Raw genomic sequence first — 18430 nt, forward strand, 5'->3', positions numbered from 1 at the left:
GGGGGGCACGCCATGACCACGTCCGAGGCCGCAGCGCCCAAGGAGGCCGTCGAGAAGGCCGTCTCTCCCGGTTATCGCTATTACGTGTTGGGGATTCTGATCCTCATCTACATGCTGAACTTCCTGGACCGTCAGATCATCGGCATCCTGGCGGCGCCGCTGAAGGCCGAATTCGGCCTGTCGGACAGCCAGTTCGGCCTGCTGGGCGGGCTGGCCTTCGCCCTGCTCTATTCGACCCTCGCCATTCCGATCGCCTGGCTGGCCGACCGGTTCAGCCGGGTGTGGATCATGACCGCGGCCCTGACCGTCTGGTCCGGCTTCACCGCCCTGTGCGGCGTGGCGGGCAGCTTCGGCCAGTTGTTCCTGTGCCGCATGGGCGTGGGCATCGGCGAGGCGGGCGGCGTGGCGCCGGCCTATTCCCTGATCGCCGACTACTTCCCCAAGTCGCAACGCGCGCGGGCCCTGGCGGCCTATGCCTTCGGCATTCCGCTGGGCATGGCGGCGGGCACCCTGGTCGGCGGCCTGCTGGCGGCGACCTACGGCTGGCGCACGGCCTTCATCGTCGTGGGTGTTCTGGGTGTCCTGGTCGCGCCGATCCTGCGTCTGACGGTCAAGGACCCCAAGCGCGGCGGTCTGGACGCTCCGGTCGCCGCCGCGCCCGCCGCCGCGCCGGTCGTGCAGAAGGCCCCGCCCTTCGGCGAAGTGCTCAAGACCCTGGCGCCCAAGCCGAGCTTCTGGCTGCTGGCCTTCGGCGCCGCCTCGTCCTCGGTGTGCGGCTACGGCGTCGCTGCCTGGCTGCCCAGCTTCTTCATGCGCAGCTTCGGCCTGAGCCTGTCGCAGACGGCCTGGTATTATTCGGCCATCGTCATGGTCGGCGGTGTGGCCGGCATCTGGCTGGGCGGGGTCATGGCCGACCGCCTGGGCAAGAAGTCCAAGGGGGCCTATCCGCTGACGCCCGCCATCGCCTTCCTGATCTCGGTGCCCTGCTTCCTGCTGGCGATGAACTCGGGCGCTCTGGTCGGGGCGGTCATGCCGGGCGCTAATCCGAACGGGGCGGCGGCGCTGACCCTGGCCTTCCTGATCTTCCTGATCCCGACGGGCCTGAACCTGACCTGGCTGGGGCCGATCACGGCGGCGGTGCAGCATCTGGGAACCCCGGCTATGCGCACCACAGCCTCGGCCCTCTTCCTGCTGATCAACAACCTGCTGGGGATCGCCGTCGGCATCTACTACTTCGGCTGGATGTCGGATCTGCTGCGCCCGACCTTCGGTGAGGAGAGCCTGCGCTGGGCCATCTATACGGGCATGGGCTTCTACCTGCTATCCTCGGCCCTGCTGTTCGGCGCCTCGCGCACGCTCAATAAGGACTGGGTCGACTGATCCAGTCCAGCTTGGGCCATAAGAAAAGGCTCTGACGGCCATAAGGAGGGGGGCGGTTGCGCAGGCGAAGGCGCGACGCCTATAAGCGCGACCAAAGTTTCCACAACCCTCCTCCCAACGGCGCGGATCAGACATGAACATTCACGAGTATCAGGCCAAGCAGGTTCTCAAGGCCTTTGGCGCTCCGGTCGCCGAAGGCGTCGCCATCACCTCGGCTGACCAGGCCGAAGCCGCCGCCAAGCAACTGCCTGGCCCGCTCTATGTGGTGAAGTCGCAGATCCACGCCGGCGGCCGCGGCAAGGGCAAGTTCAAGGAACTGCCGGCTGACGCCAAGGGCGGCGTGCGCCTGGCCTTCTCGATCGAGGACGTGGTCAAGAACGCCAAGGAAATGCTGGGCAACACCCTGGTCACCGCTCAGACCACGGACGCCGGCAAGCAGGTCAACCGCCTCTATATCGAAGACGGCGCCGACATCTCGCGCGAGCTCTACCTGTCGATCCTGGTCGACCGCGCCTACGGCCGCATCTCCTTCGTCGTCTCGACCGAAGGCGGCATGGACATCGAGGCTGTCGCTCACGACACCCCGGAAAAGATCATCACCGTCGTCATCGACCCGACGACCGGCGTGACCGAAGCCGACTGCGCCACCCTGTCGGACGCGCTGAAGCTGGAAGGCGACGCTCGTGAAGACGGCAAGTCGCTGTTCCCGGCCCTGTACAAAGCCTTCGTCGAGAAGGACATGGCCATGCTGGAAGTGAACCCGCTGATCGTCATGGAAAACGGCCACCTGCGCGTTCTGGACGCCAAGGTGTCGTTCGACGGCAACGCCATGTTCCGTCACCCCGACATCAAGGAACTGCGCGACGAGACCGAGGAAGACGCCAAGGAAATCGAAGCCTCGGAATGGGATCTGGCCTACGTCGCCCTGGACGGCAACATCGGCTGCATGGTCAACGGCGCCGGCCTGGCCATGGCGACCATGGACATCATCAAGCTGTACGGCAAGGAGCCCGCCAACTTCTGCGACGTCGGCGGCGGCGCCGGCAAGGACAAGGTCGCGGCGGCCTTCAAGATCATCACCGCTGATCCGGCCGTCCAGGGCATTCTGGTCAACATCTTCGGCGGCATCATGAAGTGCGACGTTATCGCCGAAGGCGTGGTCGCGGCCGTCAAGGAAGTGGGCCTGAAGGTGCCGCTGGTGGTGCGTCTGGAAGGCACCAACGCCGAGCTGGGCAAGAAGATCCTGAACGAGAGCGGCTTGACCATCCAGGCGGCCGACGATCTCGACGACGCCGCCCAGAAGATCGTCGCGGCGGTCGGCTAAGGCGTCAGCCTTACTCGCCACCGCCCAGCTGACACCCAGAATTCAGAGCACAGACACATGTCCATTCTCGTCAACAAAGACACCAAGATCATCGTGCAAGGCCTGACCGGCAAGACCGGCGGCTTCCACACCGAACAGGCCCTGGCCTATCACGGCACCCAGATGGTCGCCGGCGTGCACCCCACCAAGGGCGGCACCAACTGGACCGGCTCGCACGGCGAAACCCTGCCGATCTACGGCTCGGTCGCCGAAGCCAAGGAACGCACGGGCGCCGACGCCACGGTCATCTACGTCCCGCCGGCAGGCGCCGCCGACGCCATCATCGAGGCCATTGAGGCCGAGATCCCCTTCATCACCTGCATCACCGAAGGCATCCCGGTGCTGGACATGGTGCGCGTCAAGGCTCGCCTGGACCGTTCCAACTCGCGCCTGCTGGGCCCGAACTGCCCCGGCATCCTGACCCCGAACGAGTGCAAGATCGGCATCATGCCGGGCAACATCTTCTCCAAGGGTTCGGTTGGCGTCGTCTCGCGCTCGGGCACCCTGACCTATGAAGCCGTGTTCCAGACCACCAACGCCGGCCTGGGTCAGACCACGGCCGTCGGCATCGGCGGCGACCCGGTCAAGGGCACCGAGTTCATCGACGTTCTGGAAATGTTCCTGGCCGACCCGGAAACCACCTCGATCATCATGATCGGTGAAATCGGCGGCGGCGCCGAAGAAGACGCCGCTCAATTCCTGATCGACGAAGCCAAGAAGGGCCGCTCCAAGCCCATGGCCGGCTTCATCGCCGGTCGTACGGCTCCGGCCGGCCGCACCATGGGCCACGCCGGCGCCATCGTTTCGGGCGGCAAGGGCGACGCGGAATCCAAGATCGCCGCCATGGAGGCCGCGGGCATCCGCGTCTCGCCGTCGCCGGCGCGCCTGGGCCACACGCTGCTGGAAGTGCTGAAGGGCTAAGAGGCCTTTCAGCAGGGTCGCTACGCTCGCGACGCGGTCGCTCGCCGCTTGGGCGAGTTCACCGCCTCACCTTCGACGCGGCCTCTTCGTTTCGCCGGTGGTGAGTGCGACCGAACCATGTTCCGGGGCGAAATTTCGCGCCCTGTGACCATTTGAAACGCCCCCGGAATCGTCCGGGGGCGTTTTTTCTTGCGGATTCGACCAATTTCCACCCTGTCCGCCCCGCTTCGGTCATGACCAGTAAGGAAACACGGCCTATATGAGCGGCGCCGCTCACCGCGCAGGCGTGCGCGCGCGGCCGGAATGTAGGACGACGAGAGAAACATGGCGGACGATGCAGGTCAGCTGAACCAGGTCTTTGCCGAGACCAGCTTCCTCTATGGCGCGAACGCCGCCTTCATTGAGGACCTGCACGAAAAATGGGCCGCGGACCCCGGCTCGGTGCCGGGGGAATGGCGCACCTTCTTCGACCAGCTGAAGGACAACGCCGACCTGGTGAAGCAGTCGGCCGCCGCCGGTTCCTGGGGCCGTTCGGGCCCCGCCGAGCCGACCGAGGACACCGCCGTCTTCGACGGCCGCTGGCCCGCGCCCAAGGTCGATCCCAAGGCCGCCGCCGGCAAGCCCGGCCCGCGCCCGGCCGCCCCCACTTCTGGGAATTTGGCCGCTGACGCCTCGGGCGCGCTGACCGCCGCCGACGTGCGCGCCGCCGCCCATGACTCGATCCGCGCCCTGATGCTGATCCGCAGCTACCGCGTGCGCGGCCACCTGCAGGCGACGCTGGACCCGCTGGGCATCGAGCAGCCGATCGAAAACCCCGAGCTGACCCCCGAATTCTACGGCTTCAGCGCCGCCGACATGGACCGTCCGATCTTCCTGGACGGCGTCCTGGGCCTGCAGACCGGCTCGATCCGTCAGGTGCTGGAGATCCTCAAGCGCACCTACTGCGGCAACATCGGCGTGCAGTACATGCACATCGCCGAGCCGGACGAGAAGTCCTGGCTGCAGCAGCGCTTCGAAGGCCCGGACAAGTTCGAGCAGAACGCCTTCACCAAGGAAGGCAAGCTGGCCATCCTGCACAAGCTGATCGAGGCCGAGGGCTTCGAGCGCTTCCTGCACAAGCGCTTCCCCGGCACCAAGCGTTTCGGTCTGGACGGCGGCGAGGCCATGGTCCCGGCCCTGGAGCAGGTGATCAAGCGCGGCGGCGCCCTGGGCGTTGATGAAATCGTCTTCGGCATGGCCCACCGCGGCCGCCTGAACACGCTCGCCGCCGTCATGGGCAAGCCCTACAAGGCCATCTTCCACGAGTTCCAGGGCGGTTCGACTGTCCCCTCGGACATCGAAGGCTCGGGCGACGTCAAGTATCACATGGGCGCCTCGTCGGACCGCGAGTTCGACGGCAAGAAGGTCCACCTGTCGCTGACGGCCAACCCGTCGCACCTGGAAATCGTCAACCCGGTCGTCCTGGGCAAGGCGCGCGCCAAGCAGGCCTTCGACATCCGCGAGGCCGAGGTCAATATCGGCAAGCCGGACAATGAGTGGGTGCTGGACCGTTCCAAGGTCGTGCCCCTGTTGATCCACGGCGACGCCGCCTTCGCTGGGCAGGGCGTGGTGGCCGAATGCTTCGCCCTGATGGGGCTGAAGGGCTACCGCACCGGCGGCACCCTGCACTTCGTCATCAACAACCAGATCGGTTTCACCACCAGCCCGCGCAACTCGCGCTCGTCGCCCTATCCGTCGGATGTGGCGCTGATGGTCCAGGCTCCGATCTTCCACGTCAACGGCGACGACCCCGAAGCGGTCGTCTTCGCCGCCAAGGTGGCGACCGAATACCGTCAGAAGTTCCACAAGGACGCGGTGGTGGACATGTTCTGCTACCGCCGCTTCGGCCACAACGAAGGCGACGACCCCACCTTCACCCAGCCGCTGATGTATTCGAAGATCCGCGCCCAGCCGTCGACGCGCGAGATCTACGCCAAACGTCTGGTCGCCGAGGGCGTCCTGACCCAGGCCGATGTCGACGCCGAGGTCGCCCGTTTCGAGGCCTTCCTCGACGCCGAGTTCGAGGCCGGCAAGATCTTCAAGGCCGACAAGGCCGACTGGCTGGACGGCCAGTGGCAGGGCCTGGGCGCCGAAAAGACCGATGATGCGGCCCAGCGCGGCGACACCGCCGTCCCGGCTGAAAAGCTGCGGGACTATGGCCACCGCCTGACCCAGATCCCCAACGACGTCGACATCCACAAGACGCTGAAGCGCGTCGTCGAGGGCCGCCGCGAAGCCATCGACAGCGGCCAGAACATCGACTGGGCCACGGCCGAAAGCCTGGCCTTCGCCTCGCTGCTGGAGGAGGGCTACAATGTCCGCCTGTCGGGTCAGGACTCGGTGCGCGGCACCTTCTCGCAGCGTCACTCGGGCATCACCGACCAGACGACCGAGCAGCGCTACATCCCGCTGAACCACCTCAGCGAGGGCCAGGCCCACTTCGAGGTCATCGACTCGGCCCTGTCCGAAGAGGCGGTGCTGGGCTTCGAGTACGGCTATTCCCTGGCCGACCCGAACACCCTGGTCCTGTGGGAAGGCCAGTTCGGCGACTTCGTCAACGGCGCCCAGGTGGTCATCGACCAGTTCATCAGCTCCGGCGAACGCAAGTGGCTGCGCATGAGCGGCCTGACCATGCTGCTGCCGCACGGCTATGAAGGTCAGGGCCCGGAACACTCCTCGGCCCGCCTCGAGCGCTTCCTGCAGCAGTGCGCCGAGAACAACATGCAGGTCGCCAACTGCACCACCCCGGCCAACTACTTCCACATCCTGCGTCGCCAGATGCACCGGGACTTCCGCAAGCCGCTGATCCTGATGACGCCCAAGTCGCTGCTGCGTCACAAGAAGGCCGTCTCGACCATCGCCGACATGGCCGAGGGTTCGTCCTTCCACCGCGTCCTGCGCGACGACGCCCAGCTGCGTCCCGAAGTGGCTGGCGTTTCGCTGGTCGCCGACAAGGCGATCCGCAAGGTCATCGTCTGCTCGGGCAAGGTCTATTACGATCTGCTGGACGCGCGCGAGAAGGCCGGGATCAACGACATCTACATCCTGCGTCTGGAACAGTTCTATCCGTGGCCGATCAAGTCGATCTCGGCCGAGCTGGCCCGCTTCCCCAACGCCGACCTGGTCTGGTGTCAGGAAGAGCCCAAGAACATGGGCGGCTGGACCTTCGTCGATCCCTGGATCGAACTGACCCTCGAGAAGATGGATATCAAGGCCAAGCGCGCGCGTTACGTCGGGCGTCCGGCCTCCGCCTCCACGGCGGCCGGCCTGATGAGCCGCCACCTGAAGGAACTCGAGACCTTCCTCGCCGAGGCCATGGCCTGACCGGCCCCGCCTGACCTATAGATACGCCAAGACACAAAAAGACACTGGACCGAACCATGGCCGATATCCTCACCCCCGCCCTCGGTGAATCCGTCAGCGAAGCCTCCATCGCCAAGTGGACCAAGAAGGTCGGCGACGCCGTCCGTAAGGACGAAGTCCTGGTCGAGCTGGAAACCGACAAGGTTTCGCTGGAAGTCGTGGCCCCGGCCGACGGCGTCCTGGCGGCGATCAACGCCGCCGAGGGCGATACGGTCGTTCCCGGCACGGTCCTGGGTTCGGTGAGCGAAGGCGCTTCGGCTCCGGCCGCCGCGCCCGCCGCTGCTGCGGCTCCCGCCGCCGCTCCGGCCGCTTCGGGCGGCGTCTCGGTCGAGATCGCCGTCCCGACCATGGGCGAGAGCGTCGCCGAGGGCTCGATCGGAACCTGGCTGAAGAAGTCGGGCGACGCCGTCGCCAAGGATGAACTGCTGGTCGAGATCGAGACCGACAAGGTGGCCGTGGAAGTCTCGGCCCCGGCCGCCGGCGTCCTGACCATCGCCGCCGACAACGGCTCGACCGTGACCCCCGGTCAGGTCATCGGCTCCATTTCGGCCTCGGGCGCTGTGGCGGCTCCGGCCGCCGCACCGGTCGCCGCGGCTCCGGCCAACACCGGTTCGGCCCAGGTTCCGGCCTCGGCCCACCTGTCGCCCGCCGTCCAGCGCGTGGTTTCGGAAAACAACATCAACCCGGCCTCGCTGTCGGCCACGGGTCCGAAGGGCAACATCACCAAGGCGGACGCCATCGCCGCCATCGGCGCCGCCGCTCCGGTTGCTGCCCCGGCCGCTGCTGCGCCTGCCGCACCTCGCGCCGACCAGCCGCGCGAAGAGCGGGTGAAGATGACGCGCCTGCGTCAGACCATCGCCCGTCGCCTGAAGGAATCCCAGAACACGGCCGCCCAGCTGACCACCTTCAACGAGGTGGACATGACCAACGTCATGGCCCTGCGCGCCCAGTACAAGGAAGTGTTCGAGAAGCGCCACGGCGTGAAGCTGGGCTTCATGTCCTTCTTCACCAAGGCCGTGGTTCAGGCCCTGCACGAAATCCCGGCCGTCAACGCCGAGATCGACGGCACGGACATCATCTACAAGAACCACTACGACATCGGCGTGGCCGTCGGCACCGACAAGGGTCTGGTGGTCCCGGTCCTGCGCGACGCTGACACCCTGTCGCTGGCGGGCATCGAGAAGGGCATCGGCGCCCTGGGCAAGGCCGCCCGTGACGGCGCCCTGACCATGGACCAGATGCAGGGCGGCACCTTCACCATCACCAACGGCGGCACCTATGGCTCGCTGATGTCGACGCCGATCCTGAACGCGCCGCAGTCGGGCATCCTGGGCATGCACAACATCGTGCAGCGCCCGATGGCCATCAACGGCGAGGTCAAGATCCGTCCGATGATGTACCTGGCCCTCAGCTACGATCACCGCATCGTCGACGGCAAGGAAGCCGTGACCTTCCTGGTCCGCATCAAGGAACTGCTGGAAGACCCGGCGCGCGCCCTGCTGGACCTGTAAGGTCAGGGCGAATACAGACTGACGACGGCGGGGCTCGAAAGGGTCCCGCCGTTTTCAATTGGGCCGGGCGTGCTAGCCTCGGCGCATGAGTCTGGTCGAGATCGCCCGCTTTCAGGATGTCTATGAGGCTGACCTCGCGGCGGCTTTTCTGGCGTCGCATGGGGTCGAGGTCGATGTGACCGAGCGGTTCCAGACCACGGTCGATCCTCTGATGCAGCGGGCGCTGGGCTTGCGGCTGATGGGGCGGGCCGATCAGGCGGAGCAGGCCCGCGACCTGCTGGCGCGGGTTCGGGCCGGCGAGTTCGCGACTGATGACGCGGGCGACCTGCCGCCAGGCAAGCCGACGACGCGCGCGGTCGGTCGGGGGCTGGCCCTGTTCATGGCGGCCACGGGCGGTTTCGCCAGCACTAGCCTGCCGCGACGGCTCCGGCCCGTGCACTGGATCGGCGTGGCTTTGATCGGTGTGGTCGCCGCAGTCAGCCTGATGCTGGCTCTGACGGGCGTTCTCAGTCCGTCCTATTGAGCATCGCCAGCACCGTCTCCGTGTCCTGCCCCAGCTTCGGCGGCGGGGCGTCGTAGCGGACGGGGGTCTTCGACAGCCGGATGGGCGAGGCGACGGTGCGGATCGGCGCGGCCAGATCGGGGCGCGACTGCTCGACGGTCAGGCCGCGGTGGATCGCTTGCGGCTCCTCGAACACCTGATCGATGGTGTTGACCGGCCCGCAGGGCACCCCCGCCGCCTCCAGCGCCGCCATCAGCTCCTTCATGGTGAAACCGGCCGTCAGGGCCGACAAGGCGGGGGACAGTTCGGCCCGGTGCTGGACCCTGAGGGCGTTGGTCGCAAAGCGCGGGTCGGCGCCCATGGGCTCGACGCCCAGCGCCTTGGCCAGGGCGCGGAACTGGCCATCGTTGCCGACCGCGATCACCACCATGCCATCCGAGCAGGGGAAGGGCTGATAGGGGGCCAGGTTGGGGTGGGCGTTGCCCATCCGTGTCGGAGCCTTGCCGGAAACGAAGTAGTTGGTCGCCTGATTGGCCAGCATGGCCGCCTGGACGTCGAACAGGGCGATGTCGATCCGCTGGCCCTCGCCGGTCGCCTGCGCGTGCCACAGGGCGGCCAGGATGGCGTTGGAGGCGTAGAGGCCGGTGAATAGGTCCACGACCGCCACCCCGACCTTCATCGGCTCCGCGCCTGGTGCGCCGTCCGGCTGGCCGGTGATCGACATCAGCCCGCCCATGGCCTGGATCATGTAGTCATAGCCGGCGCGGTGCGCGTCCGGCCCGTCCTGACCGAAGCCGGTGATGGAGCAGTAGACGAGGCGCGGATTGACCGCCGACAGGCCCGCGTAGTCGAGGCCGTATTTCGCCAGTCCGCCGGTCTTGAAGTTCTCGACCACCACGTCGCAGGTCGCCGCCAGTCGGCGCACGGCCTCGGCGCCCTCAGGGCTGGCGATGTCCAGTTCGACCGACTTCTTGCCCCGGTTGGCGCACAGGAAGTAGGCGGCGTCGCCCTTGGACCCGTCGGTGGTGGTGGTGAAGGGCGGGCCCCAGTGGCGAGTGTCGTCACCCGCGCCCGGCCGCTCGATCTTGATGACCTCGGCGCCCAGGTCGGCCAGGGTCTGTGTGGCCCAGGGGCCGGCCAGGACGCGGCTGAGGTCGAGGACGCGAACGCCGGAGAGGGGGCCTTGAAGCTGGGTCATGGCCAAGGCTTAGCGCTTGACGCCGACGCGGAGAAGCTGAACCGTCGCGCGGTCAGGTTTTCGCGAGTTTTCCATGCGTTTCATTTCGACTGTCGTCGCCGCTTCTCTGGGGCTCGCCGCTGCCGGACCGTCTCTGGCGGACGGCGCGTCCCCGAAGGCGATGAAGGCGAAAGCGCCCGACGCCGTGTTCGAGCGCGACGAGCCGGCCAGGGCAAGCCTGGCCCTGACCAGGGAAGGGGCGGTCTGGCGTGTCGCCTTCCGCGCCGGGGGTGTTCCGAACGGCGCTGCGACCGCCGCCGACTGCGAGCTTCAGGCGTTCGGCCCGCAGGACGCGGACGGCGTCATCGCCGCGCGTCTGGTTCCGTCCGAGGGCGAGCTGAACGTGATCACCGCCGCCGACATCGGGGCGACCGCGCCGGTCATCCAGGTGCGGGTGGGGCCAGAAGGCGTGTTCGTCGAGGACAGCGGCGCGGCCGGTCGATTCTGCGGGTTGGGGTCGGACATCGACGGCTTCTACCGCCGGATCGGCGATTCAGACTGATGCAGGGCTAGAGGCCGACGTCCCAGACCCCCGCGTCGCGCATGCGGCATTCGCGGGCTTCCTCGGCGCGGCCGCCCATGTCGCGGGCCATGCCGCGAATGGCGTCGGACACCGTGCTCTTGTGCACGCCCGGTACGACGGCGTGAGTAAAGGCGCAGGCCGCCAGGCGGATCAGCTTGAAGCCGAACCGCGACGAGGCGGCCATGTGCTCCATATAGGTCTCGCTGACCTCACGCGGGTGGTCGCGGAACAGACGTGAAAACGTGCTCGACATGGCCTCAGCCTAACGCGGTTCCGCGCCTCCCTCTACCCGTACTGTGCATTTTGGCCTAAACCCGCCGCCGGAACAGGGGTCGCATCGTCACGCCCCGTAGATTGTGCGTGACGACCACAGAACTCCGCACACGACTGCTCAGGAAACACGCCATGGCCGACGGCTCGCACGCTTCGCAACAGACCTTCCGTTGGGACGACCCGTTCGATCTGCGGGGTCGCCTGACGGACGACGAGCGGATGATCCAGGACGCGGCGCGGTCCTATGCCCGCGAAGCCCTGCTGCCGCGCGTGGTCGAGGCCTTCCGTGATGAGACGTTTGACCGCTCGATCATGACCGAAATGGGCGAGATGGGCTTCCTCGGCGCCATGCTGCCGGAACAGTACGGCGGTTCGGAAGCCAGCCACGTCGCCTATGGCCTGATCGCGCGCGAGGTCGAGGCCGTCGACAGCGGTTATCGCTCGGCCATGTCGGTCCAGTCTTCGCTGGCCATGTACCCGATTTACGCCTTCGGCTCGGAAGAGCAGAAGATGAAGTTCCTGCCGAAGATGGCCGCGGGCGAACTGGTCGGCTGCTTCGGTCTGACCGAGGCCGACGGCGGGTCGGACCCGGCCTCGATGAAGACCCGGGCTGTCAAGGTCGAGGGCGGCTATCGCCTGAACGGCGCCAAGTACTGGATCACCAATAGCCCGATCAGCGACCTGGCCATCGTCTGGGCCAAGCTGGATGACAAGATCCGCGGCTTCATCGTCGAGCGCGACTTCGACGGCTTCACCACGGACAAGATTGGCGACAAGCTGAGCCTGCGCGCCTCGATCACCGGCGACATCGGCCTGAACGACGTCTTCGTGCCGGAGGCCAACATCCTGCCCGGCGTCCAGGGTTTGCGCGGGCCGTTCAGCTGCCTGAACAAGGCGCGCTTCGGCATCGCCTGGGGGGCTATGGGCGCAGCCGAGTTCTGCTTCCACGCCAGCCGCGACTATGTCGGCGAGCGGATGCTGTTCGGCCGTCCCCTGTCGTCGCGCCAGCTGGTGCAGAAGAAGCTGGCCGACATGCAGACCGAGATCTTCCTCGGCTTCGAGGGCGCCTACGCCCTGGGCCGTCTGCTCGACACCGGCGCCTGGGTGCCGGAGGCCATCAGCCTGATGAAGCGCAACAACTGCGGCAAGGCCCTGGCGGTCGCGCGCGAGGCCCGCGACATGCACGGCGGCGCCGGCATCACCGGCGAACTGCACGTCATGCGCCACGCCATGAACCTGGAAACCGTCAACACCTATGAAGGCGCCCACGACGTCCACGCCCTCATCCTGGGCCGCGCCATCACCGGTGAGAGCGCCTTCTAGGGCTCACGTCTATTGTGACGGTCGAGGCTGTCGTCACGGAGGGTTTCTCGCGCTAGGCTGCGCGTCTGCGAAGGGACCCTCTATGACGCGACACACCCTGCTGGCCTCGACCGGCGCCGCTCTTGTTCTGACCCTGGCCTTCGCCGCGCCTGTCGCTGCGGCCACCGCAGCCGCCGTCTCGGCGCAGACCCCGGGCGTGCAGGGCCTGCCCTATGATGCGCGACGCGGGGTCTTCACCTTCGCCTCGGGTCTCGACGCTTCCTTGCCGGCCGTGGTCCAGGTCACGACCCTGGGCCAGTCGCGTGGACCCAGTTCAGACGGCGATCCCAAACCCGCCCAGGGCGGGTCGGGCGTCATCATCGACGCCGCCAACGGCATCATCGTCACCAATCATCACGTCATCGAAAACGGCCAGAAGTTCACGGTCGACCTGATCGACGGCCGCCTGTTCGACGCCACCCTGATCGGCGCTGACAAGGCGACCGACATCGCCGTGCTGAAGATCGAAGGGGCGGGCCTGTCCCAGGTCCAGACGGTCGATTCCGACACTCTGCGTACAGGCGACCTGGCCTTCGCGGTCGGCTATCCCCTGGGTCTGGACCAGACCCTGACCATGGGCGTGATTTCGGGCCTGAATCGCTCGGGCATGGGCGACGCCATCGAGGACTATATCCAGACCGACGCGGCGGTGAACTCCGGCAATTCGGGCGGGCCGTTGCTGGACAGCCGGGGGCGCCTGATCGGCATCAACACCGCCATCCTGTCCGGCGGCATGGGCGGGGGCAACGACGGCATCGCCTTCGCCGTGCCGACGCGGATCATGATGTTCGTGGTCGATCAGCTGCGCGCCACCGGCGAGGTCAAACGTGGTCAGATCGGCGTCGCGGTCGGGTCTCTGACGGCCGAGCGGGCGCGCGAGATGGGGCTCAGCATCGTGCGCGGGGCCGTGGTCTATGACGCTGCGCCTGGCTCCTCGGCGGAGCGGGCGGGTCTGCGGCCTGGCGATGTCATCACGCGCCTCCAGAACCGTCCCGTGGCCAATGCCGGGTCCATCCAGGCCACGGTCGGCATCGCCCGGCCCGGCGCGACCCTGCCGGTGGTCTATCTGCGCGACGGTCGCGAGGCGACCGCCAGCCTGACGGTCCAACCCGCCGAGGTCGAGGCGGTGCGTGTCGGCCGCATCGCCGCCATGGCCCGGGGCCTGACCTTCCGCAGCAGCGGCGAAGGCGCAGGCGCGCAGATCACCGTGGTCGAAGGCGGATCGACGGCCGCGGCCGCGGGGCTTCAGGCGGGGATGTTGTGATCGAGGCGGGCGGCGCGGGCGTGACCGATATGGCGGCCCTGGCCACGATTCTTCGCGCGAGTCGGAACGCCATTGATCTGACGGTGGTGCGCGACGGCGAACGCACGACGATCAGCCTGCCGGGCTGATCGAACCGCCGGGCGCCGGACAGCAAAACGCCCGCGTCGCCAGGAGGGGGGGGGGGCGGCCGCGGGCGTCTCGCTTGGAGGAAGCATCGGCCCGTCGAAGCCCTTTAGCGGAAAAATCCTGGGGGCTGGGGGGGCTGTTCAGGATCCGGGACTTTTCCGAACTCCAACGGGCCGATGATGCCTTTCTGAAGGGGCTTCCGGGCGAGCGAAGGGCCGAATGGCGTTCTTTTCGTGTCCGAAACGAACGGTTTTTTGTTCAGGGCGCCGCCGTGCCCAACAACGCGGTGCTGCGCTCAAGCAGCGAGCGACCGCGTCGCGAGCGTTAGCGCTTCTTCCTTCTTAGAAAGGAAGAATATTCCGCTGGCGGCTGTAGCTCATGGTGCCGACATTGGCGCCCAGGCGCAGGCCGACGCCGGTGCGAATGGGAGCCAGGACGATGCCGTCGGCGCGCTGATAGTTCACGCCCAGGCCGGCGACCAGATAGGCCGAGCCCTCGACCCCGGATAGCGGCGATAGAGCATGTCCGGGTGGTAGAGGCCGTAGACCAGGGTGAAGACCCGGCTGGCGTTGCCGCCGACATCCCAGCCGATCGAGATGCCCTGCCAGAAGACTTCCTGGGAGGCGGACAGGTCCTTCATGTGCAGGGCGCCGCGGCCGTAGCGCACGCCGATGGCGGCGGCGCCGGCGGCTTCCTCGCCGGCGATATAGGCGGTCGGACGGTCGCCCTGTTCGGCGAAGATGCGCTCGATGGCCGCGCCCATGGCTTCGGCGGCGATGCCCATTTCGCGCGAGCCGGCGGCGACCAGTTCCTCGAAGGTATAGGCCTGAGCGTTCTGATCCGATGCGATGGGGTAGTTGGGATCGGTCGGCTGGCGCGTCGAGGCGCAGGCGCCGAGGCCCGCAGGAAGGGCGCCGGCGGCGGCGAGGCCAAGGCTGGTGCGGATCAGTTGGCGGCGATGCATGGTCAGGCTCCTGACAGGGGACGGTGCGCCCATCATCGCGGGCTTGGCCTACCGTCCGTGTCTTTTGCGGCAGCCTTGGGGCTTTAAGGTTAACCGAACCTTGCTTGGCCGTATTCGAGGTCGCCCCGCGCGATCAAGCCTTGGTCAGCAACCTTCTTACGGGCGGCGTCCTACACCACGGGCCTCAAGTAGCGCGTAAGCGCGGTAGGCCCGAAAAAGAAAACACTAGGGCGAAGCCCTAGTGCTTGTCCGTCTTGGCCGCGACCCAGTCCATGACCGCCAGCAGCACCCCGGAGGCCACGAAGGTCAGGTGGATGATGACCGCCCACATCAGGCCGGCCTCGTCCAGGGGATGGCCGGGCTTGCCGATGTTCATGAAGCTCTTGAGCAGATAGATGGCCGATATCGCCACGATGGAGGCGATCAGCTTCATCTTCAGGCCCGAGAAGTCGACCGAGCCCATCCACGGCGGCCGGTCCACATGATTCTCATCCAGATCCAGCTTGGAGACGAAGTTCTCGTAGCCGGAATAGAGGACGATCAGCAGCAGGTTGCCCGCCAGCGACAGGTCCACCAGGCTGAGGATGGCCAGGATGGCGCCATCGGACCCCATATGGCCTTCGCCGATGATGAAGGCCTGGGGCACGTAGTAGATCAGCTCGCGCACGAAGACGACGAGCAGCATGACCAGGGCCGCCACCAGGCCCAGGTAGAAGGGGGCCATCAGCCAGCGGGCGCGGAACAGGTTGCGCTCGAAGGTCGTCTCGGCCCAGGGCTTCTTCTCAGCCATGATCAGCTCCGCAGGACCGCGCCGGCCTTGGCGGCGGCGGCGACGACCTTGGCGGTCAGGGCCTCGATCTCGGCCTCGGTCAGGGTGGCGGCGCGCGGCTGGATCTCGACTTCCAGGGCGACCGACTTCTGCCCTTCCGGCACGCCTTGGCCGCGATAGACGTCAAAGACGCGGACCTCGGCGATCAGGGCCTTGTCGGCCCCGACGACCGCGCGGGTCAGATCGCCCACGGCCTTGGCCTCGTCCAGCAGGAAGGCGAAGTCGCGCGACAGCGGCATCAGGTTCGGCAGGTCCGCCGCGCCACGCGCCTTGCCGCCTTTTCCACGCGGTTCCGGCACGGAATCGAGAATGATCTCGAAGGCCAGCATGGGACCGTCGGCGTCCAGGGCCTTGAGCACGCGCGGGTGCAGGGCCCCGAACTCGACGATGACGTTCTTGGGCCCCAGTTGCAGGCGGGCCGAACGGCCGGGGTGCCACCAGCCTTGATTGGAGCCCTGCGCCAGTTGCAGCGAGGCGACGGGCGCGCCGATCTCTTCCAGCAGGGCGAACAGGTCGCCCTTGAGACCGAACAGGGCGTCCTCGCCAGCGCCGCCCCAGTGGCGGTCGGGGTGGGGTGCGATCAGACCGGCGATGACGGTGCGCTGGCCGTCCGGCTGATCATTCAGATAGACGGGGCCGACCTCGAACAGGGCGGCGTCGGCATGGCCGCGCGCGGCGTTGCGCGCCGCCGCCTGGATCAGGTTGGGCAGGATCGACGGCCGCATGCAGTCGAGGTCCGCCGCGATGGGGTTCTCCAGCACCAGACGCTCGTCGCCGCCGCCGAACAGGGCGGCGGTGGACTGCTTGGTGAAGGACCAGGTCACGGCCTCGGCGTAGCCCAGGGCGGCCAGGGCGCGACGGGCCGTGCGGACGCGGGCCTGACGCGGGTTCAGCACGCCGCCGGGAGCGCGGGCGACTTCGGGCAGGGGGGTGTGCGGCAGGGCGTCGAAGCCCTCGATGCGCGCCACTTCCTCGACCAGATCGGCCGGCCCTTCGACGTCGCGGCGCCACGACGGCGGCACCACGGTCCAGGGTGAACCGCGCATGACGGTGAAGCCCAGGGCGGTCAGGATCTCAAAGATGCGGTCTTCGGTCAGGCTGAGGCCCGACAGGCGTTTCACATAGGCGGGATCAAAGGCGAAGCCCTCCGGCGCGGCCGGGGCCTGACCAGTCACCACGACTTCCGACGGCTCGCCGCCGCACAGGTCGAGGATCAACCGGGTCGCCAGTTCCAGGCCCGGCACGACCGAGGCCGTGTCCACGCCGCGCGCGAAACGGTACTGGGCGTCTGAGCTGATGCCAAGGCTCCGGCCCGTCTGGGCGATGACCAGGGGGGCGAACCAGGCGCTCTCGACGAAGACGTCGACCGTCTCGTCCGAACAGCCGGTCGACTCGCCGCCCATGACGCCGCCCAGGCCGATGGGGCGCTCGCCCTCGGCGTCGGCGATGACGCAGTCGGAGGGCGAGGCGGCGTAGGTCTTGCCGTCCAGAGCGATCAGGTGCTCGTGCTCGCCGGTATCAGCCGCGACCAGACCGGCGCGCACGACGATCGTCTGTCCCGACAGCTTGGCCAGGTCATAGACGTGCAGCGGGCGGGCGCGATCGTAGGAGATCAGGTTGGTGATATCGACCAACCTGTTGATCGAACGCAGGCCGACAGCCGTCAGGCGGTGCTGCAGCCAGGCCGGCGACGGGCCGTTCTGCACGCCCCGAATGACGCGCCCGGCGAAGATCGGGCACAGGTCCGGCGTGTCGATCCGCACCGTGATCGGCGAGGTGAAGCCGCCCGCGACCGGCTTGATTTCCGGTGTCGTCAGCTGGCCCAGGCCCGTGGCGGCCAGGTCGCGGGCGATGCCCGCCACGCCCAGCCAGTCGGGCCGGTTGGGCGTCACCTCGAAGTCGATCACCGGCTCGGCGCCGAAGACCCCGGCGGCGGGGGCGCCGATCTGCAGGTCGTCGCTCAGCTCCAGAATGCCGTCGCTGTCATCCGCCAGTTCCAGTTCCGCGCCCGAGCACAGCATGCCGTGAGACACGACGCCGCGCACCGGCTTCTCGACCAGGGTCACGCCAAGGCCCGGCACATAGGCGCCGATCGGGGCGTAGATGGTGGTCAGGCCCGGCCGTGCGTTCGGGGCGCCGCAGACGATCTCCTTGCGTCCGTCCACGGTGTCCACCTGGCAGACCTGTAGCCGGTCGGCGTTGGGGTGACGTTCGGCCGATACGATCCTGGCGACCGTGAAGGGGGCCAGGGCGGCGATGGGGTCGTGAACCTCCTCGACCTCCAGCCCGGCCATGGTCATGGCGGCGGCGACCTGTTCGACCTCGGCCGTGGTGTCGAGGTGTTCCTTCAGCCAGGAAAGCGTGAACTTCATTGGCCCGCCTCGGTTTGCGGCGACGTCAGGGCCTGGGTCATGCTGGCGAGGAATTCGGGGCTGCCGGTGAAACCGACGCCGAGGAACTGACAGCCGATGAAGCGGCAGTTCCGGAAGGGAATGGGACCGACGACCTGGCGCGGCGCCTGGGGGGCCAGCATGAGCGTCCGCGGGTCGCCGTCGGCGTCCCCCAGATTGCAGTCGTCGAAGTGGCAGCCTTCCACCGCCAGGAGCACGGCGGGACCTTCGATCAGGCAGTCGACGAAGGTGCGGCCCTCGATGGTGCGCGACCCGGCTCTCACGGTCTCCATGAAAAGCTGGGGCAGCCAAACGGCGAGGCTCTTGTACTCAGGGCCGGGGCCGAGCGCGGGCAGGGTGATGGGGGCGAGGGCGTCTGTCAT

General features: G+C 67.6%; 14 protein-coding genes and 1 pseudogene. 9 read left to right on the top strand and 6 right to left on the bottom strand.

The genetic code is table 11. The annotated features are described in order from the left end of the window. Positions 1-12 precede the first annotated feature (12 nt). The 6 genes from IFE19_RS17165 (at position 13) to IFE19_RS17190 (ending at position 9100) form a co-directional block, all read left to right on the top strand. Positions 13-1380: a spinster family MFS transporter gene (locus tag IFE19_RS17165; protein ID WP_207824448.1), complete on the top strand. Its 1368-nt coding sequence runs from the start codon at positions 13-15 to the stop codon at positions 1378-1380. Positions 1381-1513: 133 nt separating this feature from the next. Next, the gene (gene sucC, locus IFE19_RS17170) at positions 1514-2704 is read left to right on the top strand and encodes an ADP-forming succinate--CoA ligase subunit beta (RefSeq protein ID WP_207824449.1); all 1191 of its coding nucleotides are present in this window, start codon (positions 1514-1516) and stop codon (positions 2702-2704) included. 57 nt (positions 2705-2761) lie between these two features. Next, on the top strand, positions 2762-3664 hold the full coding sequence (sucD, locus tag IFE19_RS17175; RefSeq protein ID WP_105562795.1) for a succinate--CoA ligase subunit alpha: 903 nt from the start codon (positions 2762-2764) through the stop codon (positions 3662-3664). A gap of 324 nt (positions 3665-3988) precedes the next feature. Then, complete coding sequence (locus IFE19_RS17180; RefSeq protein ID WP_207824452.1) at positions 3989-7027, top strand: 2-oxoglutarate dehydrogenase E1 component; 3039 nt, start codon at positions 3989-3991, stop codon at positions 7025-7027. Positions 7028-7083: 56 nt separating this feature from the next. Continuing rightward, a complete protein-coding gene (gene odhB, locus IFE19_RS17185; protein WP_207824454.1) occupies positions 7084-8577 on the top strand; it encodes a 2-oxoglutarate dehydrogenase complex dihydrolipoyllysine-residue succinyltransferase in 1494 nt (497 codons plus the stop codon). Between the two features lie 85 nt (positions 8578-8662). Then, positions 8663-9100 (top strand): putative signal transducing protein, encoded by a 438-nt coding sequence (locus IFE19_RS17190; protein WP_207824455.1) that lies wholly within the window; start codon positions 8663-8665, stop codon positions 9098-9100. On the opposite strand, the gene IFE19_RS17195 is transcribed toward IFE19_RS17190, so the two are convergent. Further along, a complete protein-coding gene (locus IFE19_RS17195) occupies positions 9084-10277 on the bottom strand; it encodes a CaiB/BaiF CoA transferase family protein (RefSeq protein WP_207824457.1) in 1194 nt (397 codons plus the stop codon). The two genes, IFE19_RS17190 and IFE19_RS17195, sit on opposite strands and share 17 nt — an antisense overlap. A gap of 73 nt (positions 10278-10350) precedes the next feature. Between IFE19_RS17195 and IFE19_RS17200 the strand changes: the two genes are divergently transcribed. Further along, the gene (locus tag IFE19_RS17200; RefSeq protein WP_207824459.1) at positions 10351-10818 is read left to right on the top strand and encodes a hypothetical protein; all 468 of its coding nucleotides are present in this window, start codon (positions 10351-10353) and stop codon (positions 10816-10818) included. Positions 10819-10825: 7 nt separating this feature from the next. Here IFE19_RS17200 and IFE19_RS17205 read toward each other — a convergent pair whose 3' ends face one another. Next, positions 10826-11092: a DUF6356 family protein gene (locus IFE19_RS17205; protein ID WP_207824461.1), complete on the bottom strand. Its 267-nt coding sequence runs from the start codon at positions 11090-11092 to the stop codon at positions 10826-10828. Positions 11093-11244: 152 nt separating this feature from the next. On the opposite strand from IFE19_RS17205, the gene IFE19_RS17210 reads away from it, so the two are divergent. Continuing rightward, positions 11245-12435 (top strand): acyl-CoA dehydrogenase, encoded by a 1191-nt coding sequence (locus IFE19_RS17210; RefSeq protein WP_207824463.1) that lies wholly within the window; start codon positions 11245-11247, stop codon positions 12433-12435. A gap of 82 nt (positions 12436-12517) precedes the next feature. After that, complete coding sequence (locus IFE19_RS17215) at positions 12518-13738, top strand: S1C family serine protease (protein WP_225910324.1); 1221 nt, start codon at positions 12518-12520, stop codon at positions 13736-13738. A 467-nt stretch (positions 13739-14205) separates the two neighbouring features. On the opposite strand, the pseudogene IFE19_RS17220 reads toward IFE19_RS17215, so the two are convergent. From IFE19_RS17220 to IFE19_RS17235, 4 genes and pseudogenes are all read right to left on the bottom strand, one after another. Then, positions 14206-14828, bottom strand: a pseudogene (locus IFE19_RS17220) (EipA family protein). Between the two features lie 238 nt (positions 14829-15066). Then, positions 15067-15618: a TIGR00645 family protein gene (locus tag IFE19_RS17225; RefSeq protein WP_207824464.1), complete on the bottom strand. Its 552-nt coding sequence runs from the start codon at positions 15616-15618 to the stop codon at positions 15067-15069. A 2-nt stretch (positions 15619-15620) separates the two neighbouring features. Beyond that, positions 15621-18029, bottom strand: a complete 2409-nt coding sequence (pheT, locus tag IFE19_RS17230) for a phenylalanine--tRNA ligase subunit beta (protein ID WP_207824466.1) — start codon at positions 18027-18029, stop codon at positions 15621-15623. Further along, positions 18026-18430 (bottom strand): hypothetical protein, encoded by a 405-nt coding sequence (locus IFE19_RS17235; protein WP_207824468.1) that lies wholly within the window; start codon positions 18428-18430, stop codon positions 18026-18028. The genes pheT and IFE19_RS17235 overlap by 4 nt, the downstream gene beginning before the upstream one ends.

Source organism: Brevundimonas pondensis (assembly GCF_017487345.1).
GTDB classification, from domain to species: Bacteria; Pseudomonadota; Alphaproteobacteria; order Caulobacterales; family Caulobacteraceae; genus Brevundimonas; species Brevundimonas pondensis.

Coding starts and splice junctions, on each gene's coding strand:
- IFE19_RS17165 (WP_207824448.1), top strand. CDS start 13: ATGACCACGTCCGAGGCCGCAGCGCCCAAGGAGGCCGTCGAGAAGGCC.
- sucC (WP_207824449.1), top strand. CDS start 1,514: ATGAACATTCACGAGTATCAGGCCAAGCAGGTTCTCAAGGCCTTTGGC.
- sucD (WP_105562795.1), top strand. CDS start 2,762: ATGTCCATTCTCGTCAACAAAGACACCAAGATCATCGTGCAAGGCCTG.
- IFE19_RS17180 (WP_207824452.1), top strand. CDS start 3,989: ATGGCGGACGATGCAGGTCAGCTGAACCAGGTCTTTGCCGAGACCAGC.
- odhB (WP_207824454.1), top strand. CDS start 7,084: ATGGCCGATATCCTCACCCCCGCCCTCGGTGAATCCGTCAGCGAAGCC.
- IFE19_RS17190 (WP_207824455.1), top strand. CDS start 8,663: ATGAGTCTGGTCGAGATCGCCCGCTTTCAGGATGTCTATGAGGCTGAC.
- IFE19_RS17195 (WP_207824457.1), bottom strand. CDS start 10,277: ATGACCCAGCTTCAAGGCCCCCTCTCCGGCGTTCGCGTCCTCGACCTC.
- IFE19_RS17200 (WP_207824459.1), top strand. CDS start 10,351: ATGCGTTTCATTTCGACTGTCGTCGCCGCTTCTCTGGGGCTCGCCGCT.
- IFE19_RS17205 (WP_207824461.1), bottom strand. CDS start 11,092: ATGTCGAGCACGTTTTCACGTCTGTTCCGCGACCACCCGCGTGAGGTC.
- IFE19_RS17210 (WP_207824463.1), top strand. CDS start 11,245: ATGGCCGACGGCTCGCACGCTTCGCAACAGACCTTCCGTTGGGACGAC.
- IFE19_RS17215 (WP_225910324.1), top strand. CDS start 12,518: ATGACGCGACACACCCTGCTGGCCTCGACCGGCGCCGCTCTTGTTCTG.
- IFE19_RS17225 (WP_207824464.1), bottom strand. CDS start 15,618: ATGGCTGAGAAGAAGCCCTGGGCCGAGACGACCTTCGAGCGCAACCTG.
- pheT (WP_207824466.1), bottom strand. CDS start 18,029: ATGAAGTTCACGCTTTCCTGGCTGAAGGAACACCTCGACACCACGGCC.
- IFE19_RS17235 (WP_207824468.1), bottom strand. CDS start 18,430: ATGACAGACGCCCTCGCCCCCATCACCCTGCCCGCGCTCGGCCCCGGC.